This window comes from Sphingorhabdus sp., from assembly GCF_041737645.1.
Lineage (GTDB): Bacteria > Pseudomonadota > Alphaproteobacteria > Sphingomonadales > Sphingomonadaceae > Sphingorhabdus_B.
Genome location: NZ_JBGSRI010000033.1, coordinates 124061 through 150596, shown reverse-complemented (window position 1 = coordinate 150596; position 26536 = coordinate 124061). Strand labels below are relative to the sequence as shown.

The window sequence follows — 26536 nt, the reverse complement described above, 5'->3', positions numbered from 1 at the left end:
TCGTCAAAAGGAGCGGTTGCAATAAGGGCAGTCCCCAACGCCTTCAGGGCCTTTCCCTAGCGCCGCAAAAATTCGCGAATGCTCTCCAATACTACTTCCATCGCTGGTTCCCGGGCTAGCGGAATGTGATTGTCAGTGTCGAGTGTGACGAGTGACGCGCCGTTTATTGTTGATGCCAGCTCAATCGCCTGTGTCATTCCTACCCGTCTATCCCCGCGCGAGTGCAATACTAAAGTGGGTAGGTCGAGTTCGCGTAACCGGTGGCGCACATCGATTTTACTGAAGATTTCGAGGAATGCGACTGCGTTGGAAGGGGAAACAGTCTGCCGTTGAAAATCGTTAAACCATTCCAATTCGCCCGCCGTGGCCGACGGCACAAAGGATTCAGAGAATATCTGGCGATAAAGCGGGCTGGCTTTGCCCCACCCATTTTTAACCAGGGTCATAACGGCCTCCCGCTCCGCCGCCTCCTCCTCGCCCGCCCAGTGACGCCACCCGCTGCTATAACCGCCGAGAAGGATAAGATGGGACACACGATCCGGGTGACGCGCGGCAAATTCGATACTTACTGCGGCACCCTGTGATATCCCGAGAAGTGGAAACCGTTTTAACCCCAGCGAATCTACGACGGCCTCCAAATCACTCACCAGAGTTTCGAATGAAAGTTCATTGACATCCCAGTCCGAAAGTCCGTTGGCGCGTTCGTCATACCGAACCAACCGGAAATTCTCCGATAGGCCGCTGACCATTCGACCCCATAAGGGACTGCTCCAATCCAGTTCGAGATGGTTTAACCAGTTGGCAGATTTAACCAAAACATCGCCAGCGCCCGTCACCGCATACGCAATGCGTGTGCCATCTTGCGCAAAACAATAATTGATGGCTTGATGTGCAACCGGCGGAGCGACAGGCTCCACATGTTCACCCAAGTCGTCGGCGGCGGCCGCAAATCTTTTGCGTTCAGCGTCGGAATATCGCGCATTTCGGGCGGCCTCATCAAGCCGTCGCGCACGCTTTCTATCTATGGCGGCGCGTTCTGCGCCTAACCAAAGCGTGTATTCGTCCAGGCCGGGTAAATCGATTCCAGGCAATGGCGATTCCATTGCCTGCGTTGCGTCAAGATGATCGATATCGAGTTTGAATCCGGCCGTATCGAGAAAAACCCTCTCGCGATCCGCATTCAAGCGATGCGCGTCTTTGCCGAGCATCACCCGCAATTTGGACAGCGACCAGCGTAAAGCGGCGCGCGGGTCATCCGGAATATCGAAGAAAATCTCGCATAGCCGGTCGCGGCGAACCGGCTTGGCATTGAGCAGCAGATAAATAAACAGTGCGCGAGTTTTGCGCGAGGCAGGCAAATCCAGCGGCTCGACACCACGAAATAACGCTATTTCTCCGAGTAGGTTGGTACGAATTTGCGAACCAAGCGGCAAAGAACCCTCCTTCGCATAAAATTTACACGCCTAATTCTAAAATTACAACGCTGGTTCAAACGGTGAAACAAACGGTCGCGGATGTAAGGATAATATAGCGCGTGAGGTATGTAAAGGAGCGACACCATGTTTAACAAGCCAAGCGAATTCGATCGGTCGGGTGCCGTTAGCAAGCAAGTCCTGATTGACACACAAGACTTGGAAAAAAGTGTCCGTCTGGATGGCAATTATTCTTATGATTATGTTGCGGACGAAAATAATCGCACCGCAGTTATGGCACTGGAAGACCATATCATGCGACTGGAGCCCGGACTTGTAAATAAGTTGGAGCGTGGCATCGACGTTGCCGACATCAATTGCGGAACGGGTCAGGCCGTCAATCAATTGGCCAAACTCTATCCTAATAGTCACTTCACCGGCTTTGATGCCAATGAAGAGGATATCTTGATAGCGCCGACGGAGGCGGTGGAATTGGGTCTGAACAATGTCCGTTTTGAAGCCGTAGATGCAACGACGTTGGGAAGCGATGTGGTTTTTGACCTTATACTGCCGTCGACACACTATATGATACGACGCTTTCAATGGCAGCCGGTCCAAAATCCGGTAGTTGTAAACGCCTCAAATTACTCAACTTCTCGAATTGAGGCGTGTTAGTCGAAGGCTGTATTGTAGGTCCTTCTAGAGGATAGTCCCTAAGGTCGCACTCTAGGGGGAATGGCCCAAACCAACGTGTCAATCTTTGGCGAAGTCCCTGACCTTTTGGCTTGTCCCTCTGGGCAAGATCATCACTTCGGTGCCGTTGGCGACGACAATCAGGTCGCTGACGCCGTGCAATGAGATGCGGATACCGTCTGCGTGGACCAGATTCCCGCTGCAGTCATTGATCCGGACCATTCCGGACAAAGCATTTTCGTTTTCATCCTTGGTCCTGATTTCATGCAGCGAATCCCAACTGCCGACGTCGGACCAGCCCATGCTGACGGGGGCGACGGCGACGCGGTCCGCTTTTTCCATTACAGCATAGTCGATGCTGTCCGACGGGCATTGTTCAAAGGCCGCAAGCTGGGGATAAACTCGCTGGCCCTGCAATGTTGCCGATGCCATGGCTGCATTCGCTGCATCCAGCATATCGGGAGCATAGGCCGATAATGCATCAAGAAACTTGTCGGCCCTGAACAGGAAAATTCCGCCGTTCCAGACATGGTCGCCGCCGGCAATCATTTCCGTGGCGCGCGCTAGATCCGGTTTTTCGACGAACCGTTTTACGGCGTAAACGCCCGGTGCCTGGGCTGCGTCCATTTGAATATAGCCGTAGCCAGTTTCCGGAGCAGTCGGGCTGATCCCGTAAGTCGCCAGCCAGCCATTTTCGACCAGCGGCAAAAGGGCATCGGTTGCGGCATCAAAAGCCGCCACATCCGCAATGACATGGTCGCTGGGCATGATCAGCATTGCCGTTTCTGCGTCTTGGCAGGCGAGTGCTGCCAATGCGATGGCAGGAGCCGTGTTACGCGCGCACGGTTCCAGCAATATCGTGGCGTCGTCGATTCCAATCGCCGCCAGTTGTTCTTCGACAATTTGGGCGTGGGCGACATTGGCCACCACGATTGGCGCTGTAAAGCGGGTGCGATCATTTACGCGCAGCGCGGTAAGCTGGAACATCGTTTTCGGGTCGGTCAGTGCCAAAAATTGCTTCGGCGAAACCGGCGTGGACATCGGCCACAATCTCGTGCCTCCGCCACCGGATAGAATGACAGGAGTGATAGTCACCGGCGGCTCCATTTCATTACTCGGGTAAAGATGGGTCGCTTATTACTTCCGAATTGAGCCCCGTCAAACACCAAAAAAAAGAAATTTTCCAGAATGTTGTAACAAATGTGTAAAGTTAATCGACACTTTACTTTTGGTTGTTAAAAATCCCGACATGATCAGGCTTTTCAAGCATTATATACCTTATGCGGTGTTGTTTCTCGCGATAATCGATTTTTGCCTGTTGATTGTCGCGGCGGAAACCGCGTGGGTCATCAGGGCGAACCAGATCGGTATGCATGTCGATTATATCGGCAATCGCTTTGGTCAATTATTCACCTTTGCCGCATCGGTCCATGTTGCCGCCATGGCGGTGGGCGTTTATGGGTCGGATGCTTTGCAATCCTTGCGCTTTGCGATCGCGCGGTTGTTGGTTGCCGTATCTTTGGGCGTTATTTTCCAGTCGGTCATGGCGTTTGCCTTGCCCGGTATTACGCTTTGGCGGTCCAATTCCTTATACGCGATGATCCTTGCGTTTCTATTCCTCGCCACAAGCCGGGCCATATTGGGCAGCTTGATCGGCGGGGAGAGTTTCAAGCGGCGGTTGCTGGTTCTGGGTGCTGGACGCAGGGCGCAGCGGATCAAGGATCTGGAGGCGAAGGCCGGATCGGGATTTGTCGTCGTCGGCTATATCGCGATGGACGAAAACAAGCGGGTCATCCCCGAAGCGATTAACCGCAGCGCGATTTATAACCTGTCGGATTATGTTGTAAAACTGGGGACGAGCGAAGTCGTTCTGGCGCTGGAAGAAAGGCGCAATGCCATACCGCTTGACGATTTGTTGCGGATCAAGACCACAGGGGTCCACGTCAACGACATTTCGACCTTTCTGGAACGGGAAACCGGTCGGGTCGATCTGGACAGTGTCAACCCGAGCTGGCTGATTTTCTCGGATGGTTTTTCATCGGGCAGGCGGCTGTCGGGGCTATCCAAGCGTTTGTTCGATATTGCCGCCAGCTCGCTATTGCTGTTCCTCACAGCCCCGATCATTTTCCTGTTCGCAATATTGGTGAAACTCGAAACCAAAGGACCTGCATTTTATCGGCAGGTCCGCGTCGGGTTGTTCGGCCAGCCTTATACGGTCCTGAAACTGCGGTCGATGCAGGTCGATGCGGAAGTTGGCGGGAAAGCCGTCTGGGCGGAAAAGGACGATCCACGGATTACAAAAGTTGGACGCTTCATCCGCAAAGTACGTGTCGACGAACTGCCCCAGACGTGGAACGTCCTGAAAGGCCAGATGAGCTTTGTCGGGCCGCGTCCCGAGCGCCCGGAATTTGTTGCCGATCTGGAACAGCAGCTTTCTTATTACGCCGAACGGCACATGGTAAAGCCCGGCATTACCGGTTGGGCCCAGATCAATTATCCTTATGGCGCATCGAAAGAAGATGCGCGCCACAAGCTGGAATATGACCTGTATTATGCCAAAAATTACACGCCTTTCCTTGATCTGCTGATTTTGCTGCAGACTATCCGGGTCATAATTTGGCCGGAGGGTGCACGCTGATGGAGGGTGTGATGACCTTCATCGGCTTTTGGGGGCACGCGGCCGTGGGCTTTGGGTATGCGGCGCTCGCAATATGGCTGTTCCACAAATATGGCAGCCGCAATCGCCAGCAGATATTGCTGATAAGCGCGATGGCGGCGACGTCCGTATGGGGGGTTGCTGCGATCGTTTCGGGGCCGTTGAGCCTTGCCGCTTTATGGGCCGAAAGTGCACGCAATCTCGCGTGGCTGTGCTTCATGTTCTTTCTGCTAAAGAGCGGTGAAGGCAAGGAACAACCGCGGACGATCAATATGATCTATGCGGTATTGCTGATTGTCCTGCTTTGCCAACCGGTCAACGATGCCGTTGTCGCTTTATTTGCGGTACGTGGTTTCAATACTGATATCGCAGTTCAGTCGGCGATGACATTGCGGATGATCTATGCCGTCGGCGCGCTTGTCGTGGTGCATAATCTCTACACCGTGTCGGCACCCGAGGCGCGCTGGGGCATCAGCCTGCCTATGGCTGCGCTGGCCGCGATGTGGACCTATGATCTCAATCTGTACACGATTGGATATATTACCGCGGGACCTTCGGACGAACTTATCCAGACCCGCGGCTTTGCAACGGCGTTGCTGGCGCCGGTGTTTGTGATGGCCGCCCGCCGGAATAGCAATTGGGGGCTGCGGTTGTCGCGGTCGGTTGCCTTTCGTTCGGTGTCGCTGGTCGCCATTGCAGTCTATATGTTTGGCATGGTCGTTCTGGCCACGGCGCTGGAGATTGTGGGCGGGACTTATGTCCGGTTGGCGCAGATTACGCTGATATTCGGCATGTCGCTGACCGCGTTACTGGTAGTGCCGTCAGGCCGGTTCAAAAGCTGGCTCAATGTCGTAATAGCCAAAAATTTCTTCCAGCATCGTTATGACTACCGGTCCGAATGGATGCGTTTTGCCGATACGATCGGTTTCCCTTCAAAGGAAGCCGCGCCTTTTTATGAACGCGTGATAAAGTCGCTGGCGGATATATTCGATAGCCCCGGCGGCTTGTTAATGGTGCCGGATGAAGAGGACCGGCTGACCCTTCAGGCGCGGTGGAACTGGGCTACGGCTAATGTTCCCGCTTATTGTGTGACATCTGTCACCATGCCCTTTTTTGAATCGACTGGGCATATTGTATCAATGGACGAGATCCGTGAAGGCACAGATGACAGATGCGATCCGCGGGCCATCCCGCAATGGCTGTTCGAAGAAACGCAGGCATGGGCAGTTGTTCCGCTTGTGCATTTCGGCAGGCTCGCCGGGCTGGTGATATTGTCGCGACCCCGCCTGCCGCGCGCCCTGGATTGGGAAGATCTTGATATGCTGCGCGTGGTCGGACGGCAATTGGCGAGTTATCTGGCCGAAGCCGCCAGCCAGCAGGCACTTGCCGAAAGCCAGCAATTCGAACAATTCAACCGCCGCTTTGCCTTTGTCGCGCACGACATCAAAAACCTGGTTAGCCAGCTTAGCATATTGGCCCGCAATGCAGAACGCCACGCTGAAAAGCCCGAGTTCCGTGTCGACATGATCGATACGTTGCGTTCGTCAGTCGACAAGATGAACGAACTGCTGGCCCGTTTGTCGCAACACAATAAATCGCGTCAGTCCGCTCCAATCGTCATCGACATTGGTGAAGCGGTCATGAAAGCGGTGCATGACAAAAGGTTGATCTATCCCATTGAAGCGGAATTGAAGCCCGGCTTGTTCGCCACGGCAGATCCTGCACGGGTAGAAACGATCATCGGTCATCTGGTGCAAAATGCCATTGAAGCCACGGGCGATGGCTCGCCGGTGCAGATCAAATGCAATATGCAGGGCAATGATATCGCAGTCCACATCACCGACAAAGGTGTGGGTATGACGGAAATGTTCATTTCCAAATTGCTTTTCAAACCCTTTGAATCAACCAAAGAGGGTGGCTTTGGCATAGGGGCTTATGAAGCGCGGGCATTGGCGTTGTCGATGGGCGGGCAACTTCGGGTGGACAGCAAACCCGGCAAGGGAACAACTTTCACCCTGCTATTGCCTAAAGCTACAGAAGCCCAAAACCCCGTAAATATGGATGAAGCGGCATGAAATCATCGGACACACGCCAAAAATTACTCATCGTAGAAGATGATCTGGGCCTGCAAAAACAACTGAAATGGTCTTACGAAGATTTTGACGTTTTCTGCGCCGCCAACCGCGACGAAGCGATGACGCTTTTGCGCGCCGAAGAACCCGATGTTGTGACGCTTGATTTGGGTCTGCCACCAGATCCCGACGGCGTTAGCGAAGGTTTCGCGGTTCTTGATGAAATGTTAAAATTAAAACCCGATACCAAGATTATCGTGGCATCAGGGCATGGCGCGCGCGAAAGTGCGTTGCGCGCAATTTCGGCCGGCGCATGGGATTTTTATCAAAAGCCGGTCGACATTGATGAACTGCATTTGATCGTCAAACGTGCATTTCACGTCCGGCAACTGGAAATGCAAAATGAACTTTTGCAACAACCCGATGCCGATGGTGAATTATTGCTAGGTACGATCATTTCGGCGTCGCCGGAAATGGTAAAGGTCGCCCGGACGATACAACGTGTTGCCCCGACAACGGTGTCCGTCATGTTGCTGGGGGCAAGTGGTACAGGCAAGGAATTGCTAGCGCGGGGGTTGCATAATGCCAGCGACCGCGCTGACAAACCTTTTGTCGCAATCAATTGCGGTGCGATACCTGAAAACCTTCTCGAATCGGAGCTTTTCGGCCACGAAAAAGGTGCCTTTACCGGCGCGGTCAAAACCACAGAAGGCAAAATTGAAATCGCAAACGGGGGCACGCTGTTTCTTGATGAAGTAGGAGATATTCCTCTGCCATTGCAGGTGAAACTCCTTCGGTTCTTGCAGGAACGGGAGATCGAGCGAATTGGCGGACGTAAACCAATTCCTGTCGATGTCCGGGTCGTATGTGCGACCCATCGCAACCTGAACAAGATGATAGCCGACCAAAGTTTTCGTGACGATCTCTATTATCGCCTGGCGGAGGTCACAATATCCATTCCGTCGCTGATCGAACGATCCGGCGATGCGGTATTGCTCGCCAAATATTTTGTGAGCCGTTTTGCCCGTGAAATGAACCCCTCGATAAAAGGTATGTCGAGCGCTGCGTTAACCGCGATCGATCAATGGCAATGGCCGGGCAATGTCCGCGAATTGGAAAACAGGGTAAAACGGGCTGTCATAATGGCAGACGGAAAATTTGTTACCGCCGACGATCTGGATTTCGGGGACGAGGATGATGATGAATTGTTGCTCAACCTGAAAGCTGCACGCGAAGCGGCGGACCGGAAGGCCATCAAGCGTGCAATTGCCCGTACTGAAGGCAACATATCGGGTGCCGCCAAATTGTTGGGCATCAGCCGTCCCACGCTCTATGATTTGCTGAAGCAATATGATCTTCAGGCGTGATTGAATCCCGATTGTGGCCCGCCGATTACCCATAATTATAGTTTCTGCCGCACTCGCACTGGCGGCGGGCGGTGGCTTTTTACTAACGCGCGGAATGGGCACCACCGCTGTTTCTTCGTATAATGAAGCGCAAGAATATATAAAATCAGGCGATCTGAGCGCGGCGCGTGTTGCCTTGATGAATGCGGTCAAAGAAAATCCGAAATTTCTGTCGGCTTTAGTGGCGCAGGCACGTGTCTGCTTGGAACTTTTTGACGCACCTGCGGCACAGATTGCGCTTGAACGGGCACTATTGGCCGGTGCCAAAAAGGACCAGATAGCGCATCTTTTAGGCCATGCTTATTGGTTACAGGGTGAATGGGATACCGCCGAAAGCCTGTTAACATCGCCAAACATACCGGCTGAAAACCGTTCTTATGCTTTGCGGATATTGGGCCGCGTCAAGATGGACCGTGGAGATCTGGCTGCGGCCCAGGCCAGTTTTGACGAAGCGATCCGGCGTGATCCTAAAAACAGCCAGATTTGGACCGAAATTGCACGCCTTCGCTTCGTCCAGGGAAACCAGAAAGGGGCCATAGAGGCGGTCGATTATGCATTCAAACTTGACCCCCAAAATGTGCGCGCACTCGAATTTCGCGGTCGTCTTATGCGATCACAATTTGGCGTGGTGGCCGCATTGCCCTGGTTTGAACGCGGGCTTCAGATTAACCCCAATGATGTTCCATTGCTCGAAGAATATGCCCTGACCCTCGGCGATGCGGGCCGATATCGTGATATGTTGTCCCAGTCACGCAAGATACTTTCCATCGACCCGAACAATTCAAAGGCATTTTTTGCACAGGCGGTTCTGGCGGCCCGTGCGGGCGAATATGCGTTGGCAAGCCGCTTATTGTCAAAGACAGGCCCGGCATTCAGCGAAGTGCCCGCCGCGCTCTTGCTTAGCGCTATTTGTGAATTTGAATTGGGCAATAGCAACCGTGCGGTCGACCAGTTGCAAATATTGCTCGGCCAGCAACCGCGCAACCGGCAAGTGCGGATATTATTGGCACAGGCGATGTACAAGGCTGGTGATCCTCTGGGCGCACTTGACGTTATCCGGGAAATCGCATCGCGCGGCGACGCTGATAGTTACAGCCTGACGTTAACGGCGAAGGCCTTTACCGCGAGCGATCAGCCAGACCGCGCTGTTGATCCGCTCAACGACGCCGCTGTTGCCGCATTCCGAACCGCATTGCCATTGCCCGAGCCGATAACTTTAGCCGATGCCGCCGCCACGGCGCAACGCGAACCTGACAATGCACAAGCCGTGCTGCCTTATATCCGGTTGTTGGCAGACCAGGGGCAATTTGAGCCTGCATTGAATGCGGCACGGCGCTTGCAAAGCAGAAATAATGGCGTTGCGGAGGCCCACATTATCGTGGGCGATCTTGAAATCATCCGTTCAAATCTATCGGTTGCGATAGAGGAATATCAAAAAGCCCGTGCCATAAGTTTTACAGAACCAGTCATGCTAAGGCTGGTCGATGCCTTGTCGCGGGCGAACAGGGAGAAAGAGGCCGACCAGATACTGGCCGCTTATTTGACCTATAACCCCGCCAATCTGTCTGCGCTTCGGCTATCCGGCTATCGAAACCTTGATGCCCGAAATTGGCCGCTGGCCATCGCGATGCTTGAAAAAGTGCGGCGGCGGTTGGGCAATAATGACGTTATATTGCTTGCCAATATTGCGCGTGCATACGCAGGCGCTGGCGACCTTAAAAAGGCAACGGCATTTGCCCGCACGGCCTATCAAATCGCGCCGGCAAATCCTATGGTAACGCATATCTATGGGCAGATATTGCAAAAGGCCGGGACGCGCCCGAAAGCCGCGAGAGAGCTTTTACAAAAAGCCGCGTTGTTGATGCCGGATAACCGGCAAGTCGCAAATGAACTCAGGCAGGCAAAATTAGCAAAGCGCCAGTAATTCGGCGGGGTCTACCCCGGCGCGCTGCATTTGCGCCATGACATCGGGCCATACATTTTTGACAAAATGATCGCGTTCGAAATGGCGCAATTTGGCGACCGCGCCACTGGCCACGAAAAGCCCTACGCCGCGTTTGACATCAACCATTCCGCTGTCTTGAAACAGTTGATAGGCCTTGGCCACGGTCAGTGGATTTGCCCCCTGATCGGCGGCAAAAGCGCGGACGGATGGCAACATATCGCCTTCTTTATATTCGCCGTCCAATATGGCTGCCGCGATTACATCGCGCAATTTCAAATAGACAGGTTTGGCATCGCTTTTCATTGCAACCTTACTGCCATAATACAGTAGGGCGCGTCAAGGATTCCGTTTATGGCCAATGGCGTATAATATCAGCCGGTTCGGGTCGCGGGCGCTCCTCTAGCGCTTGCGCCGGTGAGCCGATGTAAAAGAAACCGGCCAGCTTTTCGTCATCGATGCAAAAGTCTTTGGTAACGGTCGGGTCATAGCATGCCCAGCCTGTAATCCAGCTTCCGACAAATCCGTGAGCATGGGCGGCGTGCAACAGGTTCATACCGACTGCACCCACGCTCATCTGCTGTTCCCAGACTGGAATTTTTGCGCTGGATTGAGGGGCAAAGATAAGCGCGACCAGGGTAGGGGCCATAAATGCAGGTGCAATGATGGCATCGATTTGCGCCCGCCGCGCATCGTTATTGGCGCGGACAAAGGCCGTTTCCAACAAGGCAGCGAAGGCTTTTCTGTCGTGGATTATGGTCAGACGCCAGGGAAATAGCTTGCCATGATCGGGGGTGCGGGTTGCCAGTTCCAATATCTGGTCGAGTGTGCTTTGGTCAGGGCCGGGCAAAACCATATCCCGTGGTTTGCCTGAACGGCGTGTTGCCAGATATTTTTTTACAGAAGACAGATCGTTAAACATAAGCCCCTCATTCGACGAATTCCAAGCCACCGCGCAACAAAATTCTTCACAGCCGCAATTTTTTCGTTAGGGATTGGTGATCTGCCCCCGGAGAGGGGTTAAGCAAAATTCGAGGGGTTCTTTCCAGCATGACCACTATTATGGACGATTCAGCGGCCGAACCTGGTGCAATTCCAGGCATTTACACAAAGGTCGACACGCAAGATAAAGATGGCTGGTTTGGGCACCCTAAGCAACTTGCGCGATTGTTCACGACCGAAATGTGGGAACGTTTCGGCTATTATGGCATGCGGGCATTGCTCACGCTTTATTTGGCGCAGCACTTCCTTTTTGATGATACGACCACCGCGTCGATTTATGGCGGATTTACCGCTTTGGTGTACCTCACGCCGCTTGTGGGCGGGTTGATTGCAGATCGGTATCTAGGCTCGAAACGCTCGGTAAAATTCGGCGCAATCTTGATGGCTTTAGGCTATTTCACCCTCTGTTTCGGCGGTGAAGCGGCCAAGCCTTATGCGACAATCGATGGCCAGCGATATGAAGTAACGGTGGAAGGCAAGGGCGACGCGCAAAAGCAATTTGTCACAGACGCCGGCCAGAAACTGCAAATCAAGGGTAATGACGACAAGACGGTGTCGCTATTGGGGGCCGATGGGACCGAGGTCCGCAAGGTTGAAACAGGCGGGTTCAAGGCATCGGGGGAGCGTTCGTCTTTTTATACGATGCTGTTGCTGATCGGTCTGTCGATGGTCACCATTGGTAATGGTTTCTTCAAACCCAATATCTCGACCATGGTCGGCTCGCTCTATGACCAGGGCGACCAGCGTCGCGATGCAGGGTTCACGATATTCTATATGGGCATCAACCTGGGCTCGCTTCTATCCCAGCTTGCCTGTCCATTCCTTGCCGATGCCTATGGATGGTGGGCTGGATTTGGTCTGGCGGCTTTGGGAATGCTCGCATCATGGGCGCTTATCCAGTTCGATGGCGGTCGGCTTGACGGCTATGGCGAACGTCCAGCAGACGCCACGTCGAGCCGCGACTGGCTGATCTATGCCGGCGCGTTACTTTGCGTGCCTGTTGTCTGGTTCCTGTTTTCCAACCTTATGGGCTATGTAAAGCCCGAAGCGGGAAGCGGCATATTGGGCTATATCGCGACGCTGCCGATCATGGGCAAACTGCTGTTCGGCACCTTCCTGATCGGCGTGCCTGCCATTTTGCTTTGGTCATATCTTAAAGGCTCAAAGGTCGAGTTCCAGATGATGGTCGCCGCCATGGTGCTGATCATCTTCAACGTCGTTTTCTGGACCTTGTTCGAACAGGCCGGTTCGTCGCTGACCTTGTTTGCCGATCGCAACACCGACCTGTCGGTCTTCGGCTGGTTCAGCATTTCCGCCGGTCAAACGCAGTTTTTCAACGCGTTTTTCATCGTCGTGTTCGCGCCTGTCTTCTCCATTTTGTGGAATGGTATGGCAAAGCGCGGGATTGAACCGGGCATTCCGATCAAGTTCGGCATCGGCCTCATGGGCGTGGGCTTTGGGTTTCTCTTCCTCGTCTGGGGCTCGCAATTTGCCGGGGATGATTTCAAGGTTGGCCTGTGGTGGCTGGCGGGGCTTTACCTCATCCACTCGATTGCCGAGCTTTGCATTTCGCCGGTTGGACTGTCGATGATTACGAAGCTGTCAATTGCGCGCATCGTCGGCATGATGATGGGCGTGTGGTTCCTATCGATATCGGTCGCGCAATATGTCGCGGGCGTCGTCGCACAGGTCGCCAGCGTCGAAACCGTCGGTGGGCAAGTGACGAACCTGAAAGTCAGCCTCAACACCTATATTGAAGTGTTCACAACTATCGGTTGGATTTCGGTTGGCATCGGCGTGCTGCTGATGCTTGTTGCCTTCCCCCTCAAACGTTTGATGCATGGTGTGAAATGACGAACATGAACAAATTGGTGCTGCTTCTTTTGTCCACGGCACTTGCCGGATGCGCCGCGCAAGGGGATGGTCCTGCAACGGCAACGACCAAGGCGTCGGCGAAACCGGTGGCAAAGGTCGAAGCGCCATTTGCATCGACCTATAAAGCCTATCCGGGGGTCGCGACCGCCATCCGCAACGTCACCATTTATGATGGTGAAGGCGGCAGGATCGACAATGGTGTGGTGCTGATGTCCGGCGGCAAGATCAGCGGCGTGGGTGGGCCGGACACGCTTATTCCGGCCGATACCCTCGTGGTCGACGGGCGCGGTAAATTTGTGACGCCGGGGATCATTGATATCCACTCGCACCTTGGCGATTATCCGACGCCATCGGTGGAGGCGCATGATGACGGCAATGAAGCAACATCGCCCACCACGCCCGAGGTTTGGGCGGAACACAGCGTTTGGCCGCAAGACCCCGGTTTCAGCCGCGCGCTTGCCAATGGCGGGGTCACTTCAATGCAGATATTGCCCGGCTCGGCAAACCTGATGGGCGGTCGCTCGGTAGTACTGAAAAATGTCTATGCACGCACGGTGCAGGGTATGAAGTTCCCCGGCGCGCCTTATGGATTGAAAATGGCCTGCGGGGAAAATCCGAAGCGGGTTTATGGCGGCAAAGGGCGTATGCCCTCGACGCGCATGGGCAACCTCGCGGTCAATCGCCAGACCTGGATCAAGGCGCAGGAATATAAGAAAAAGCGTGACAGCGGCAAGGAATTCACCCGCGATCTCGGAATGGAAACGCTGGCCGGTGTGCTCGATGGTGAAATCCTGATCCAGAACCATTGCTACCGCGCCGATGAAATGGCCATCGTCCTCGATATGGCCAAGGAGTTTGGCTACAAGGTCACGGCTTTCCATCATGCGGTCGAAAGCTACAAGGTCGCTGACCTTTTGCGCGACAATGGGGTGTGTTCGGCGGTGTGGGCGGACTGGTGGGGTTTCAAGATGGAGGCCTATGACGCGATCCCGGAAAATGCGGCGATCCTGCACAACACGGGTGCATGTGTTGTCATCCACTCGGACGATCAAAACCAGATCCAGCGCCTGAATCAAGAGGCGGCAAAGGCGCAAGCTGACGGGCGGCGCATGGGGTTCAACATATCCGATGCCGATGTGATCACTTGGCTGACATATAACCCGGCCAAGGCGATGGGCATTGCGGACAAAACCGGAAGTTTGAAAGCAGGCAAAATGGCGGATGTCGTTTTATGGAATGGCAATCCGCTGAGCGTGTATTCGAGGCCAGACAAAGTGTGGATCGACGGGGCGATGATGTATGACTCACAAGATCCCAAGCGCCGACCGGTGAGCGATTTCGAGCTTGGCCAACCCGGTGAAGGAGATGTGAAATGAGGCATTTCCTTTTCGCCGCTGCGGCGGTCGTTAGTTTGTCATCACCTGCTTTGGCAGAAACAATAGCAATTACTGGCGGGAAATTGGTGATTGGCGACGGCAGTGCGCCTATTGACGGGGGCACCGTCGTCATCCGCGATGGCACTATCGTGGCGGCAGGCGCTGGCATCGCTATCCCCGCAGGCGCACGCCAGATCGACGCCAGCGGCAAATGGGTCACGCCGGGCGTATTCGCAGGATTTACCCGCCTGGGCTTGTCCGAAGTCGACGCCGTGAATGGCGCCAACGACAAGAGCGGGGGCAAAAGCGGATTTTCGGCGGCAATAGATATCGCGCCTGCCATCGATCCGTTCCGCTCGCCTTTCGCGGTCAACCGGTCCGCAGGCGTCACGCGGGCCGTGGTTGCACCCGAGGCTGCAGGTAATATCTTCGCAGGGCAGGGCGCTATTGCCGATTTGGGTGCGGACAGCAATGCCGTGACCAAAGCCCGGGCATTCCAGTTCGCCGAATTTGGCGAAGATGGCGCAGCCAATGCCGGCGGCAGCCGCGCCGGAACGCATCTGCACTTCCGTGCGATGCTACGTGAGGCGCAGGAATATGCCGCAGGGCGCGACAGCTTCGATGATGATCTGCTGAAGGCGGAGGACGCGAAGGCATTGCTGTCGGTGCTGCGCGGTGAAACACGCTTGCTGATCCATGTCGAAGGCGCGAACGATATGTTGCGTTTGCTGGAGCTGAAACGCGACTTTCCGATCATCAAGATGGTCTTTGTCGGCGCGACCGAAGGTTGGCGCGTCGCGCCGCAATTGGCGCAGGCAGGGGTTCCCGTCATCGCTTCGGCGCTCAACGATCTGCCTGCAACATTTGAAATGCTGGGGGCGACGCAGAGCAATATCGGACGTATGAAGGACGCGGGGGTCAAGGTCGCGATTGGCATGATCAACGACCGCGATTCCCACCAGCTGCGCTACACCACACAATATGCCGGAAACTTGGTCAGTCTGGAAAAACTGCCCAATGCAACGGGTTTGACCTGGGATGAAGCCTTTGCTGCGATCAGCTCCGTTCCCGCCGACATCATGGGCGTTGGTGAAACTTACGGCAGCTTGAAAGCCGGCAAAGCCGCCGATGTTGTCGTGTGGGATGGCGACCCGCTTGAATTGTCCAGCGCGGCAACGACCGTTATCATCGACGGTGTCGAACAACCGTCCGGCAATCGTCAGCAACGGTTGCGCGACCGTTATGCACGGCCGACTGAAGGGGATTTGCCCAAGGCCTATGACCGGTAGAATTTGGTGTAGTTAAATTGCGGTGGTTTCGGGGGCGGGAGACTGTGAAATGAACGAATATCTGCTTCTCGTTTTAGCCTGTGTTTCATTTGTCGGAACGCATTTTTTAATGTCGCACTCGTGGCGTGCCGCGATGGTCCGGAGGCTAGGGGCCAACGGATTTTTACTTGCGTATTCGGCGATATCACTGGCGCTATTTGTGTGGATGGTGGTCGAATTTGGCCGCGCGCCAAAGGCTGAGATGTTTTGGCCCGTCGGGGACATCATCTGGGCCGTGGCCAGCGTGATAACCTTATTGGCGGCGATCTTGTTCGCCGGATCTTTCGTCCGCAACCCGTCTCTGCCCGGTATGCCCGACACAATGGCCGCGCAAACGCCGTCGGGTGTTTTCAAGGTGACGCGGCATCCGATGATGTGGGGATTTGCCTTGTGGGCAATGGCCCATATCCTCGTCGCACCGCGTATCGACAATTTCATTTTTTCCGGCAGTATCCTGTTCCTTGCGCTTGCAGGTGCAAAAGCACAGGAAATCAAGAAATTGAAATTAACGGGTGCTGTATGGCAAGCGTGGTTGCGAAGAACAAGCTTTGCCCTGCAATTGACGGCTTTGCCGAGGATAGGCGCAGCACCATGGCTTGCCGGAGCAGCAATTTGGGTACTGGCTACCTGGAGTCATCCCTTTTGGGGTGTTGGTGGCGCAGGTATCTTTCGCTGGTTTTCGTTGTAGAGGCTAACAGTTAACGGTTGGGGACAGTCCCCGTCGCCTTTACAACCTCACCATTTTCATGCCGCGCTCGCCGTAGCGCGGACCCGCCGTGCCACCACGGGGCGCGGCTTTTTCCAATTTTTCGAGGTCGTCTTGATCCAGCGTTACATCGGCTGCCTTTGCGCTGTCTTCCAAGGTAGCGCGCCGCTTGAAACCTGGAATGGGAACAATGTCGTCGCCTTGCGCCAACAACCAGGCAAGGGCGATTTGCGCGTTGGATGCGGCATGTTTCAATGCAACCTCGCCGACGATATCGACAAGTTTCAGATTGGTGGCGAAATTCTCGCCTTGATAGCGCGGGTCTTGCCGCCGCCAGTCATTATCGGGCAGGTCGTCAAGGCTGCGGATCGACCCGGTTAGAAAGCCGCGTCCCAAGGGGGAATAGGGCACAAAGCCGATGTCGAGTTCGCGGCAGGTGGGTAAAATTTCGTCTTCAATTTCGCGCTCCCAAAGCGAATATTCGCTTTGCAAGGCAGAGATCGGCGCGACCGCAGCGGCACGGCGCAATGTTTCGGGCCCGGCTTCGGATAGACCGATATGCTTGATTTGCCTTCGGTAATCAAGTCCGCCATGGCCCCGACTGTTTCCTCGATCGGTACGGCGGGGTCGACGCGGTGTTGGTAGTAGAGGTCGAGGCAATCAATGCCGAGCCGCTTCAGGGTTCCTTCGACCGCCGACTTCGCATTTGCGGCTGATCCATCGACGCCGACAATATCGCCACCGTCAAATTTGAACCCGAATTTGCTGGCAATGACCAGACCGTCCCGTTTGCCCTTAATGGCCTCGCCCACCAGTTCTTCATTCGAAAAGGGACCATAAATTTGGGCCGTATCTAAAAAGGTAATGCCAAGGTCGATGGCGCGGTGAATGGTCTTGATGGCTTCATCAGGGTCGGCGTCGTCACCATAAGTGATATTGCCGCCCTTGACCATCGGCATGCAGCCAACGCCAATGGCGCTGACCTTTAGATCCTTACCCAGAGTGCGGTACTGCATCCAACTTCTCCTTTTCGGGGGCCTCAATGGCGGTGGCGAGCGCGACGTCCATTTGGACATTGCCTGTCGTTCTGAAAATATCCGGCAAGGTTTCGACTGCGATCAATAAGGCCAATGGTTCAACCGGAATACCCAAGGCCAAACAGATCGGTGCAATGGAGGTCACAAAACTGACCGTACCGGGCAGGCTTACCGCGCCCATTGACGTCAACGCTGCGATGAAAATGGCAAAGCCATAGTCAAAAGCATCCAGTTCAATCCCGAACCAATTGGCGACATAAAGCGCGACGGCAAGGTTCATCGCCGGCCCGGTGACGCGAAGCAAAGCGACCGCCATGGGCAGCACAAGCCCCGCCGTCGATTCCCGCACACCCAGCGCTTCGGCCTTTTGCAACATCAACGGCAGGCTGGCGAGGGAGGATTGCGTCGAAACAGCGAACGCCTGCACAGGCGCGATCTGCCGCATATAGTCGCTGAAGCGGATTTTTCCGGCGAACACAGCGACGGGATAGGCAAAGGCGCCGACGACAATCCCGACCATCGACACGATGCCGATATAATGAACAACAGCGCCAAGCGCGGCAAAGCCGGATCGTGCGCCCACTACAAAGGCCAATGCGAATACGCCAATGGGTGCCAGTTTCAGCACCCATTCGATGACTATCACCATAGCATCTGCGAGTGCGCTGAAAAACCCGGCCATTTGTTGACGCGGTTCGGACGCGAGTTTCGTGATGGCAAAGGCGAACGTCATCGTGAAGATGAGGAGCGGAAGGATGGAATCACTGGCCGCCGCCGCGATGGCGTTGGTCGGAATAAGGGCGACGATGAAGTCCCGCAAAGCGGGTTGCTCCCCAACCGCGGCAGCGGTGGTCAGTGCGGAGCGCAAGGCATCCGCACTGGCTTGCGGCATCGGGACGAGCGCTAGGAATGTCGGTGTCAATATCGCGCCCATTATTGCGGACAAAACCATCATCACCACAATCCAGCTAACAGTTCGCGCGGCCATGGGGCCAGCGCGGGCTGCCTCTGCGCTTTTGACGATGCCGGTTATGACCAGCGCGACGATCAACGGCACAACCGTCATGCGGAGCCCGTTCAGCCACAATGTACCGATGATATCGAACGCATAATCGAGCTGTTTGGCCATCGCCGGTATTTGCGCGGTAAGCAGGATGCCGAGTAAAAGACCGGCAATGAGGGCGATAAGAATACGTGTTGCGTTAGACATGACGAGAAGTCTTGCCAGCCTGCCGCCCCCTATGCAAGGGAGAGGGAAGGCGGGTGCAGTTTTTTGTTGGAAATCCATAACATGCTCAGGAAACATAATGGCGCGTAAATATTTTGGAACCGACGGGATTAGAGGCCGCACCAACGCTGGCGCAATGACGCCTGAAATGGCGATGAAGGTCGGGCAAGCGGCAGGCGCGCATTTCCTGCGCGGCGCACACAAGCATCGGGTTGTGATCGGCAAGGATACGCGGCTTTCAGGCTATATGATCGAAAACGCGCTGGTCGCCGGATTTACTAGCGTGGGCATGGATGTGGTCCAGTTCGGTCCCATTCCGACGCCTGCCGTCGCTCTGCTGACCCGGTCCATGCGGGCCGATTTGGGCGTCATGATTTCGGCGAGCCACAATCCTTATGAAGATAATGGGATCAAGCTGTTTGGTCCGGATGGTTTCAAACTGTCGGATGCGGATGAAATCGCCATTGAAGCCTTGCTCGACCAGCCGTCCAAACTCGCCAATGCCCCTGACGTCGGCAGGGCGCGGCGGATCGAGGACAGCCGGGGCCGCTATATCCATGCGGTCAAGGCATCTGTCCCTGAACATATCCGCTTTGACGGTTTGCACGTTGTTCTCGATTGCGCCCATGGTGCGGCTTATCAGGTCGCACCCACGGCCATATGGGAATTGGGGGCGCAGGTCACGCCGATTGGCGTTAGCCCCAACGGTAAAAACATCAACGACAAGGTCGGTTCGACCCATGTCACGACCTTGCAGGAAACGGTGGTTTCGGCAGGTGCGGATATCGGTATTGCGCTGGATGGCGATGCGGATCGCTTGATCGTTGTCGATGAAAAAGGACGGGTTGTTGACGGCGACCAGATCATGGCGTTGCTCGGCACAGCGATGAGCCGGGCGGGCAGGTTGACGGGTGACGGTATTGTCGCCACCGTCATGTCCAATCTCGGGCTGGAGCGCTATCTGGAAAGCCAGCATCTCAAACTGGTGCGCGCCAAGGTCGGTGACCGATATGTCTTGGAAGAAATGCGAAACCACGGCATCAATGTAGGCGGGGAACAATCGGGCCATATGATCTTGCTCGACCATGCCACGACTGGCGATGGAACCATCGCCGCGCTTCAGGTTTTGGCGCAGTTGGTCGAAAGCGGCAAGCCCGCCAGCGAAGTGCTGCACCTGTTCGACCCCGTCCCGCAGCTTTTGAAAAATGTCCGCTTTTCTGGCGGCAAGCCACTCGACCATCCCTCGGTGCAGGCCGTGATCGCGCAGGCGGAGGCCGAGCTTGCGGGCAAAGGCCGTTTGGTCATTCGGCCGTCCGGGACCGAACCAGTTATCCGGGTCATGGCAGAAGGCGATGATGCGGCGCAAGTCGAGAAGCTGGTCGATGCGATTTGCGAAGCTGTGAAGGCTGCGGCGGCGTGACAGAAGACGGCAAGCCTGTCCGCGTCCTCATCATAGCTGGCTCGGACAGCGGCGGCGGGGCGGGGATACAGGCGGATATCAAGACCGTCACAATGCTCGGCGGCCATGCGATGACATCCATTACCGCAATCACCGCGCAGAACACTTTGGGCGTGGACTCGGTCCATATGGTGCCAACCGAAATGGTCATTGACCAGATCGCATCGGTGGTCAGCGATATTGGTGTCGATGCCGTCAAAATCGGCATGATCGGAAACGCCAATACTGCCCATGCCGTTGCGGATAGTCTTGCCGAACTATCGTGCCCGATCGTATTCGACCCGGTCATGGTCGCCAGCAGCGGTGCGGTTCTGGCGGATGCTGACACGATTTCCGCATTTGAACGGCTGATGCGGCTTGCCACCATCACCACGCCCAATCTGCCGGAGCTAGCGGCATTGGGCGGCAAGAATGCCTTGCTGTCGCGGCGTATACCTTTGCTGATCAAGGGCGGGCATTCGGACGACGATTTGATTATCGACGAACTCCATCTGGCCGCCGAGCAATGTGTCAGCTGGTCCGACGAACGGATCGCGACACGCAGCACGCACGGCACGGGTTGCACGCTTGCCACGGCCATCGCAACGGGGTTGGGGCAGGGGATGGATCTGGTTCCCGCTATTGAACGGGCGCGCCTGTTTGTGCGCCTTGCCTTGCATGATGCGCCCGGGCTTGGGCAAGGGCATGGGCCGATGGGTCACCAATCGGTTCGCGAAGATGCGATGGTCGCAGGGCCTTCGCTCAATCAGGTTACGGTCGGCTGCCGTGACTATGGCGCGTCGGTTGATTTCTATAGCACGCTTGGTTTGCAGCAAATTGTCGACAGTCCGGAGAATGGCTACGCCCGTTTCGAAATGCCCAATGGCGTGACCTTTTCGATCCACCGGAATGACGAATGCACGACATCGACCGTGGTCTATTTTGAAAGCAAACGGCTCGACGCTTGGGTCACTGAATTGGTGAGCCAGGGCTATATGTTCGACCAAATGCCGCAGGACGAAGACTGGGGCTGGCGTGAAGCGCGGTTACTTGATCCGGCGGGCAATATGGTGTGCCTTTACAGCGCAGGCGAAAACAGGCGCTATCCAGCCTGGCGGATATGATTGTCGGCGTTGACGAAGCCGGGCGCGGTCCGCTTGCAGGGCCCGTTGTGGCCGCTGCGGTGGTGCTGTGTAAGGAGGGGATTGCCGGGCTGGATGACAGCAAAAAGCTTTCGCCCAAGAAACGCGCTTCATTGGAAGAGCAGATAAAGGCCAAATGCCGATGGGCCGTCGGCTTGTGCAGTGTAGAGGAAATCGACCGGATCAACATATTGCAAGCGACGATGCTGGCGATGACCCGGGCGGTCGAGGCGCTGTCGATTGCCCCCTCGCTTGTCATGGTGGACGGCAACCGCTTGCCCAAATGGGACTATCGGGCGCAGGCCGTAATCGGCGGAGACGCGATCCACCCTTGTATTTCGGCGGCTAGCATCATTGCCAAGGAACATCGCGACCGTATCATGGTCGACGCGGACCGGGATTTCCCGGGCTATGGTTGGGCATCCAACAAGGGATATGGCGCGGCAAGCCATATGGAGGCTTTGCGGAGATTGGGGCCAACGCCAATGCACCGAAGAAGTTTCGCACCCGTCGCCCAGATGATTTTGGTGTAACGGAATGTAAAATCTTGCGATGTGAGTCCTTCGCGCAACACCACTACCCGTTGAGTCCCGCAGGAATCCGCAGACTCTATATCTTGTGTCGGACTCCTTTCGTTCCCGCCAGATAGGGCATTTCCTGAGCCTATGTCCGCGAGTCGTGACGGGTTAACAACCTTGACGTTAACCCTATCGCGACTCACTGCGGTCTAAACAGGGTTCGGGAGTATCGAATATGGGTGTCATTGATAAAATTCGGCCAGCGACGGTTAAGACCGCAGCGCCAATGGCCGATTTACCTTTGAACCAGATTTTGAAAATGGACTGCATCGAAGCGATGCGTTCGTTGCCCGATGCGTGCATCGACATGGTTTTCGCTGACCCGCCCTATAATCTGCAACTCGGCGGCGACCTGTTGCGTCCCGATAATAGCAAAGTTGATGCGGTCAACGATGATTGGGACAAGTTCGACACCTTTGCGACCTATGACGCCTTCACCCGCGCGTGGTTGGCCGAGGTGCGGCGGATATTGAAGCCCAATGGCTCGCTCTGGGTGATTGGCAGTTACCATAATATATTCCGCGTCGGCACGGCGGTGCAGGATGCGGGATACTGGATATTGAATGACATCGTCTGGCGCAAATCGAACCCGATGCCCAATTTCAAAGGCACCCGCTTTACCAACGCGCACGAAACGTTGATCTGGGCGTCGAAAAGCGAGAAGTCGAAATACACATTCAATTATCGCGCTATGAAGACGCTGAACGACGAACAGCAAATGCGTTCGGACTGGCTGATCCCGATTTGCGGTGGCCAGGAACGGCTGAAGCGCAACGGGACGAAGGCCCATCCGACGCAGAAGCCCGAGGCATTGTTGTACCGCATACTCTTGGCCTGCACAAAGCCCGGTGATGTCGTGCTCGACCCGTTTTTCGGGACCGGCACGACAGGCGCAGTGGCGCGCCGTCTGGGTCGGGACTGGATCGGATGCGAGCGCGAAGACATTTATTGCGAAGTCGCCGAGGAGCGGATCGCCGCGGCACTGCCGCTGGATGAAAGCGCATTAAAGACGATGCAGTCACCCAAGGCCGCACCCAAAGTCGCCTTCGGGCAATTGGTCGAGGCGGGATATCTGACCCCCGGCGCAAAGCTGTTCGACCGCAAGCGGCAGTTCGAAGCCATAGTGCGCGCCGATGGGTCTATTGCTTGCGGGGCCGTCGACGGTTCGATCCACAAGGTAGGCTCGACGATCCAGAATGCACCGAGTTGCAATGGCTGGACCTATTGGCATTATGAGGCAACCGATGGCGCGATGAAGCCGATCGATGACCTGCGCCAAACCTATCTTCTTGCCACTGAACCGTGATCGATCTCTACCTTCGCCCCACGGGTTTCGTTGAAAGTCCGCAGCGCCATGAAGGGGCCGCGGTTCGGCTAGCGGGTACTATGCTGTGGTTCTCGCAAATCGAGGTTATTGACCGCAGTGGTGCGGGCACCGAGCGACACCTGGTCGATATGCGGCAATGGGATCAATTCCTCTCCGGAATTTCTGCGGACAAGCAGACACGATGCCACCAGCTTTACTCCCGCCTGACTTCGCCACGCGCCACCCTGCAACTGGGGGAACGGACTATCCGTCTCGACCAGCCGCAGGTGATGGGCATCATCAACATGACGCCGGACAGTTTTTCGGATGGCGGTAAAAATGCCGATATCGAAACCGCCGTGGATGCAGCTTTCGCGATGACGAGCGCCGGTGCCGCGATCATTGATATAGGCGGGGAATCCACACGTCCCGGCGCGCCGTTGGTTTGGGAAGGCGAAGAAATATCGCGGGTCGAACCGCTGATACGCCGCTTGGCAACTTCGGGAACCGCCATATCCATCGATACGCGTAAAGCAGCGGTCATGGACGCCGCAGTGACGGCAGGCGCGGCGATGATAAATGATATATCGGCTCTGCTGTTCGATGATAGGTCGTTGGAGGTGGCAAAGGCCCTCAACGTTCCTGTCGTCCTGATGCACGCACCCGGACACGGCACAGACCCGCATAAGGGCGGTGACTATGATGACGTTGTGACGAACGTTTTCGACTGGCTGGAAGAACGCATCGAGGCCGTCGAGGCCGCCGGGATATCGCGTGACAAAATATTGGTCGATCCGGGCATCGGCTTTGGCAAATCGCTCACGGACAATTTGTCGCTGATCAACAATCTGTCGGTTTTTCATGGGCTGGGTTGTGCGATCCTGTTCGGGGCCAGCCGGAAACGGATGATCGGCGCGCTTTCAAATGAAGCGCCTGTGGAACAACGGCTCGGCGGATCGCTTTTCCTTGCGATGAAAGCGGTGGAACAGGGCGCACATATCATCCGTGTCCACGACGCCGCTGAAACCGTTCAAGCTGTTCAGGTTTGGCGCGGGCTTCGCGACGCGGCTTTGACGGCAAGGGCTTAACTTTACAGGGCTTTAACTGCATTGATCTGATGCCGCGTTAGGCCGACACTGTGAAGCACAGCTCATAAAAGGATACGCCATGATTGCCAAATATATCGTCGGTTACATCGCCACCGGAATTGCCTTTGCCGTGATCGACAGTTTCTGGCTCCGGACGATGTACACTCGATTGTACCAACCCGAAATTGGCGAATTGATGATGAAAAACGGCTTCCGCTTGGGGCCGGCCATTGTCTTCTATCTGCTCTATATTCTGGGCATGATGATCTTTGCCGTCGGCCCCGCGCTGCTCAGCGGAAAATGGCAGACCGCCTTGCTCTGGGGCGCGTTGCTCGGTTTCTTCTGTTATATGACTTATGATCTGACAAACCACGCGACTATGAAAGTATGGAGCACAAAGGTGACCGTGCTTGATATCATATGGGGCACCGTGTTGACGGGGTCGGCCTCGGTTGTCGGATATTGGATAACGACCGCGATTTTGGGGAAGAATTGAGAGAAGGGTATGGGGGCAGTCCCTAATGCTGTCGTAACACGCCCAACTCAAGCGACGTCGCTGATCCCCAGATCGGCCAGTTTCCTGTATAGCGTAGACCGACCTATCCGCAACCGGCGTGCTACTTCGGTCATGCGACCGCGATAATGGCCAATGGCAAGGCGGATGACGTCGGCTTCGATCTCTTCCAATGGCCGCATATTGCCGTCGGCTTCATATAGCGTCACGCCAATGCCGTCATTCGCGCCTGCTCCATTGGAGCCACCATTGCCGGGTACGCCTACGGCTGCTGAAATCTGGGGAAATTCCTCGGGTGTCAGCGCGTCGCGTTCACACAGGACGGCGGCACGGAACAGGGCACTTTGCAACTGGCGGACATTGCCGGGCCAGCTATAACCTCGCAGCACGGTCAGTGCTTCATCGGTAATGCCAAGGCTACGCAGCCCCGGCTGACTTGCGAGCCGTCCTAGGAAGTGACGGGCGAGTGCAGGAATGTCGCTGGTACGCTCTCTTAAAGGCGGGATGGTGAGTTGCACGACATTCAGCCGGTAAAACAGGTCTTCGCGGAACTCGCCCTCGGCCAATTTGTTGGCCAGATTTGAATTGCTCGCGGATAGGAGGCGCACATCGATACGAAAGCTATGGGCCGCGCCCAATGGCTGAATTTCATTCTGGGTGAGAAGGCGAACCAGCCGGACTTGCGTTTCTTGCGGCAAATGATCAACTTCATCGAGGAATACGGCACCGCCTTCGGCTTGTTGTAATATGCCGACCCTGCGGTCAAAAGCACCCGCAAAGGCATTTTTTTCATGTCCGAATAATACCGAATCAAGAAGATTGGGCGAGATCGCACCGCAATTTACCTTCAACAACGGCAGCTTCGATCGGGGACTTGCGGCGTGAATGGCATCGGCGACCACTTCTTTGCCAACGCCTGACTCCCCTTCAATAAAGATAGGTGCGCGGCTGCGCGCGGCTTTTGCAGCGATAGCAAGAGCGGCACGAAATGCCGGTGCAGAACCGATAATTTCTTCAAATGCCAAAGGCTGGGTGATTTTTTCGGTGAGCGGTTGAAGCTCCCCAAATTCTTTGCTTTTGTCCGAAGCCAAGCTAAGCGCGGCGATCAATCTCTCGGCGGCGACCGGTTTTATAATGTAATCCGAAGCCCCCGCTCGCATCGCATCGATCGCGGCTTCGGTGGATCCGATAGCGGTCATTAACAGGATGGGAAGCGCGGGGCGCCGGGACTTAAGCTCGGCAATCAGCACCGCAGCGTCCGATCCAGGTACCCATTGATCCAATATGATGGCGTCCAGCATCATGCCATCTTGCGTACCCAGCATGGCAATTGCGGTTTCGGCATCACGGGCAAAAACAGTTCGCCAGCCTGCGCGTGAGGCAATAGCCGAGACCAGCCTGCATTGGGCAGGCTCGTCATCGACAAGCATCAATAAGCGGGTTTCCGGTTCTAACATTCGCCATCCATGAACGGGTTCAAGGAAAGTTGTGGTAACGCAAATGAGTAAAGAGCCGATTAAGCATGGAACATATTTTCTTTGGCGCTCCGACTTGAGCATATGGAATACAACGGTTAAGGACTGAAACAGAGAAACTGTACAGATGGAGGCGAAAATGGCAGGAAATCAGGATATCGGTCCGGCAAAAGACACCTACGAGGGCTTTATCACCCTGTTCAAATGGGGAACCATTGCGTCGGTAGTAGTCGTTGCCCTAGTCATTTTGATAATCGCCTGA

Annotated in this window: 22 protein-coding genes and 1 pseudogene; 16 read left to right on the top strand and 7 right to left on the bottom strand. The window is 55.4% G+C overall.

What is annotated here, in order from left to right; genetic code table 11:
• Positions 1 to 56: 56 nt before the first annotated feature.
• Positions 57 to 1433, bottom strand: coding sequence for an alpha/beta fold hydrolase (locus ACEW72_RS04660; protein WP_373475206.1), 1377 nt, complete (start codon positions 1431 to 1433; stop codon positions 57 to 59).
• Positions 1434 to 1559: 126 nt separating this feature from the next.
• On the opposite strand from ACEW72_RS04660, the gene ACEW72_RS04655 reads away from it, so the two are divergent.
• A complete protein-coding gene (locus tag ACEW72_RS04655; protein WP_373475205.1) occupies positions 1560 to 2087 on the top strand; it encodes a class I SAM-dependent methyltransferase in 528 nt (175 codons plus the stop codon).
• A gap of 78 nt (positions 2088 to 2165) precedes the next feature.
• On the opposite strand, the gene ACEW72_RS04650 is transcribed toward ACEW72_RS04655, so the two are convergent.
• Positions 2166 to 3200: a mannose-1-phosphate guanylyltransferase gene (locus tag ACEW72_RS04650; protein WP_373475204.1), complete on the bottom strand. Its 1035-nt coding sequence runs from the start codon at positions 3198 to 3200 to the stop codon at positions 2166 to 2168.
• Between the two features lie 154 nt (positions 3201 to 3354).
• On the opposite strand from ACEW72_RS04650, the gene ACEW72_RS04645 reads away from it, so the two are divergent.
• The 4 genes from ACEW72_RS04645 to ACEW72_RS04630 are packed head-to-tail and all read left to right on the top strand — an operon-like array spanning position 3355 to position 10163.
• Complete coding sequence (locus tag ACEW72_RS04645; RefSeq protein WP_373475203.1) at positions 3355 to 4743, top strand: TIGR03013 family XrtA/PEP-CTERM system glycosyltransferase; 1389 nt, start codon at positions 3355 to 3357, stop codon at positions 4741 to 4743.
• Entirely contained in the window at positions 4743 to 6836 is a 2094-nt protein-coding gene (gene prsK, locus ACEW72_RS04640; protein ID WP_373475202.1) for an XrtA/PEP-CTERM system histidine kinase PrsK, read from the top strand. Before ACEW72_RS04645 ends, prsK begins: the two co-directional genes overlap by 1 nt.
• Positions 6833 to 8200, top strand: coding sequence for a PEP-CTERM-box response regulator transcription factor (gene prsR, locus ACEW72_RS04635; RefSeq protein ID WP_373475201.1), 1368 nt, complete (start codon positions 6833 to 6835; stop codon positions 8198 to 8200). The genes prsK and prsR overlap by 4 nt, the downstream gene beginning before the upstream one ends.
• A 13-nt stretch (positions 8201 to 8213) precedes the next feature.
• On the top strand, positions 8214 to 10163 hold the full coding sequence (locus tag ACEW72_RS04630) for a tetratricopeptide repeat protein (RefSeq protein WP_373475200.1): 1950 nt from the start codon (positions 8214 to 8216) through the stop codon (positions 10161 to 10163).
• Here the strand turns inward: ACEW72_RS04630 and ACEW72_RS04625 are convergent.
• Both ACEW72_RS04625 and ACEW72_RS04620 read right to left on the bottom strand, forming a co-directional pair.
• Entirely contained in the window at positions 10146 to 10487 is a 342-nt protein-coding gene (locus ACEW72_RS04625; RefSeq protein ID WP_373475199.1) for a GntR family transcriptional regulator, read from the bottom strand. The genes ACEW72_RS04630 and ACEW72_RS04625 overlap by 18 nt on opposite strands.
• Positions 10488 to 10533: 46 nt before the next feature.
• A complete protein-coding gene (locus ACEW72_RS04620) occupies positions 10534 to 11103 on the bottom strand; it encodes a nitroreductase (RefSeq protein WP_373475198.1) in 570 nt (189 codons plus the stop codon).
• Positions 11104 to 11231: 128 nt separating this feature from the next.
• Here ACEW72_RS04620 and ACEW72_RS04615 point away from each other — a divergent pair, with 128 nt between their 5' ends.
• From ACEW72_RS04615 to ACEW72_RS04600, 4 genes are read left to right on the top strand one after another with little or no spacing between them, the layout of a single operon-like run.
• Positions 11232 to 13037, top strand: a complete 1806-nt coding sequence (locus ACEW72_RS04615) for a peptide MFS transporter (RefSeq protein WP_373475197.1) — start codon at positions 11232 to 11234, stop codon at positions 13035 to 13037.
• Positions 13034 to 14434, top strand: a complete 1401-nt coding sequence (locus tag ACEW72_RS04610) for an amidohydrolase (RefSeq protein WP_373475196.1) — start codon at positions 13034 to 13036, stop codon at positions 14432 to 14434. Before ACEW72_RS04615 ends, ACEW72_RS04610 begins: the two co-directional genes overlap by 4 nt.
• Complete coding sequence (locus ACEW72_RS04605) at positions 14431 to 15723, top strand: amidohydrolase family protein (protein ID WP_373475195.1); 1293 nt, start codon at positions 14431 to 14433, stop codon at positions 15721 to 15723. Before ACEW72_RS04610 ends, ACEW72_RS04605 begins: the two co-directional genes overlap by 4 nt.
• A gap of 49 nt (positions 15724 to 15772) precedes the next feature.
• Positions 15773 to 16450 (top strand): NnrU family protein, encoded by a 678-nt coding sequence (locus ACEW72_RS04600; protein WP_373475194.1) that lies wholly within the window; start codon positions 15773 to 15775, stop codon positions 16448 to 16450.
• 39 nt (positions 16451 to 16489) lie between these two features.
• On the opposite strand, the pseudogene ACEW72_RS04595 reads toward ACEW72_RS04600, so the two are convergent.
• Positions 16490 to 17484, bottom strand: a pseudogene (locus tag ACEW72_RS04595) (aldo/keto reductase).
• A complete protein-coding gene (locus ACEW72_RS04590; RefSeq protein ID WP_373475193.1) occupies positions 17462 to 18715 on the bottom strand; it encodes a dicarboxylate/amino acid:cation symporter in 1254 nt (417 codons plus the stop codon). The pseudogene ACEW72_RS04595 and the gene ACEW72_RS04590 overlap by 23 nt, the downstream one beginning before the upstream one ends.
• A 97-nt stretch (positions 18716 to 18812) precedes the next feature.
• Between ACEW72_RS04590 and glmM the strand changes: the two genes are divergently transcribed.
• The 6 genes from glmM to ACEW72_RS04560 all read left to right on the top strand — a co-directional run bounded on the left by glmM (position 18813) and on the right by ACEW72_RS04560 (position 24781).
• The gene (gene glmM / locus ACEW72_RS04585) at positions 18813 to 20153 is read left to right on the top strand and encodes a phosphoglucosamine mutase (RefSeq protein ID WP_373475192.1); all 1341 of its coding nucleotides are present in this window, start codon (positions 18813 to 18815) and stop codon (positions 20151 to 20153) included.
• The gene (gene thiD / locus ACEW72_RS04580) at positions 20150 to 21295 is read left to right on the top strand and encodes a bifunctional hydroxymethylpyrimidine kinase/phosphomethylpyrimidine kinase (RefSeq protein ID WP_373475191.1); all 1146 of its coding nucleotides are present in this window, start codon (positions 20150 to 20152) and stop codon (positions 21293 to 21295) included. Before glmM ends, thiD begins: the two co-directional genes overlap by 4 nt.
• A complete protein-coding gene (locus ACEW72_RS04575; RefSeq protein ID WP_373475190.1) occupies positions 21292 to 21846 on the top strand; it encodes a ribonuclease HII in 555 nt (184 codons plus the stop codon). Before thiD ends, ACEW72_RS04575 begins: the two co-directional genes overlap by 4 nt.
• A gap of 220 nt (positions 21847 to 22066) precedes the next feature.
• Positions 22067 to 23197 carry a site-specific DNA-methyltransferase gene (locus ACEW72_RS04570; protein WP_373475189.1) on the top strand — a complete coding sequence of 377 codons (1131 nt, stop codon included), beginning with the start codon at positions 22067 to 22069 and terminating at the stop codon, positions 23195 to 23197.
• The gene (gene folP, locus ACEW72_RS04565; RefSeq protein ID WP_373475188.1) at positions 23194 to 24285 is read left to right on the top strand and encodes a dihydropteroate synthase; all 1092 of its coding nucleotides are present in this window, start codon (positions 23194 to 23196) and stop codon (positions 24283 to 24285) included. The genes ACEW72_RS04570 and folP overlap by 4 nt, the downstream gene beginning before the upstream one ends.
• A gap of 79 nt (positions 24286 to 24364) precedes the next feature.
• Positions 24365 to 24781: a DUF2177 family protein gene (locus ACEW72_RS04560; protein WP_373475187.1), complete on the top strand. Its 417-nt coding sequence runs from the start codon at positions 24365 to 24367 to the stop codon at positions 24779 to 24781.
• 47 nt (positions 24782 to 24828) lie between these two features.
• Here the strand turns inward: ACEW72_RS04560 and ACEW72_RS04555 are convergent, their stop codons facing one another.
• Positions 24829 to 26256: a sigma-54-dependent transcriptional regulator gene (locus tag ACEW72_RS04555; RefSeq protein WP_373475186.1), complete on the bottom strand. Its 1428-nt coding sequence runs from the start codon at positions 26254 to 26256 to the stop codon at positions 24829 to 24831.
• Between the two features lie 157 nt (positions 26257 to 26413).
• Here ACEW72_RS04555 and ACEW72_RS04550 point away from each other — a divergent pair, with 157 nt between their 5' ends.
• Positions 26414 to 26536: an aa3-type cytochrome c oxidase subunit IV gene (locus ACEW72_RS04550; RefSeq protein ID WP_373475185.1), complete on the top strand. Its 123-nt coding sequence runs from the start codon at positions 26414 to 26416 to the stop codon at positions 26534 to 26536.

What these genes read in the sequence shown, in the direction of transcription:
- ACEW72_RS04655 (WP_373475205.1), top strand. Translation starts at nt 1,560, where the DNA reads ATGTTTAACAAGCCAAGCGAATTCGATCGGTCGGGTGCCGTTAGCAAG.
- ACEW72_RS04645 (WP_373475203.1), top strand. Translation starts at nt 3,355, where the DNA reads ATGATCAGGCTTTTCAAGCATTATATACCTTATGCGGTGTTGTTTCTC.
- prsK (WP_373475202.1), top strand. Translation starts at nt 4,743, where the DNA reads ATGGAGGGTGTGATGACCTTCATCGGCTTTTGGGGGCACGCGGCCGTG.
- prsR (WP_373475201.1), top strand. Translation starts at nt 6,833, where the DNA reads ATGAAATCATCGGACACACGCCAAAAATTACTCATCGTAGAAGATGAT.
- ACEW72_RS04625 (WP_373475199.1), bottom strand. Translation starts at nt 10,487, where the DNA reads ATGAAAAGCGATGCCAAACCTGTCTATTTGAAATTGCGCGATGTAATC.
- ACEW72_RS04620 (WP_373475198.1), bottom strand. Translation starts at nt 11,103, where the DNA reads ATGTTTAACGATCTGTCTTCTGTAAAAAAATATCTGGCAACACGCCGT.
- ACEW72_RS04615 (WP_373475197.1), top strand. Translation starts at nt 11,232, where the DNA reads ATGACCACTATTATGGACGATTCAGCGGCCGAACCTGGTGCAATTCCA.
- ACEW72_RS04610 (WP_373475196.1), top strand. Translation starts at nt 13,034, where the DNA reads ATGACGAACATGAACAAATTGGTGCTGCTTCTTTTGTCCACGGCACTT.
- ACEW72_RS04605 (WP_373475195.1), top strand. Translation starts at nt 14,431, where the DNA reads ATGAGGCATTTCCTTTTCGCCGCTGCGGCGGTCGTTAGTTTGTCATCA.
- ACEW72_RS04600 (WP_373475194.1), top strand. Translation starts at nt 15,773, where the DNA reads ATGAACGAATATCTGCTTCTCGTTTTAGCCTGTGTTTCATTTGTCGGA.
- ACEW72_RS04590 (WP_373475193.1), bottom strand. Translation starts at nt 18,715, where the DNA reads ATGTCTAACGCAACACGTATTCTTATCGCCCTCATTGCCGGTCTTTTA.
- glmM (WP_373475192.1), top strand. Translation starts at nt 18,813, where the DNA reads ATGGCGCGTAAATATTTTGGAACCGACGGGATTAGAGGCCGCACCAAC.
- ACEW72_RS04575 (WP_373475190.1), top strand. Translation starts at nt 21,292, where the DNA reads ATGATTGTCGGCGTTGACGAAGCCGGGCGCGGTCCGCTTGCAGGGCCC.
- ACEW72_RS04570 (WP_373475189.1), top strand. Translation starts at nt 22,067, where the DNA reads ATGGGTGTCATTGATAAAATTCGGCCAGCGACGGTTAAGACCGCAGCG.
- ACEW72_RS04560 (WP_373475187.1), top strand. Translation starts at nt 24,365, where the DNA reads ATGATTGCCAAATATATCGTCGGTTACATCGCCACCGGAATTGCCTTT.
- ACEW72_RS04555 (WP_373475186.1), bottom strand. Translation starts at nt 26,256, where the DNA reads ATGTTAGAACCGGAAACCCGCTTATTGATGCTTGTCGATGACGAGCCT.
- ACEW72_RS04550 (WP_373475185.1), top strand. Translation starts at nt 26,414, where the DNA reads ATGGCAGGAAATCAGGATATCGGTCCGGCAAAAGACACCTACGAGGGC.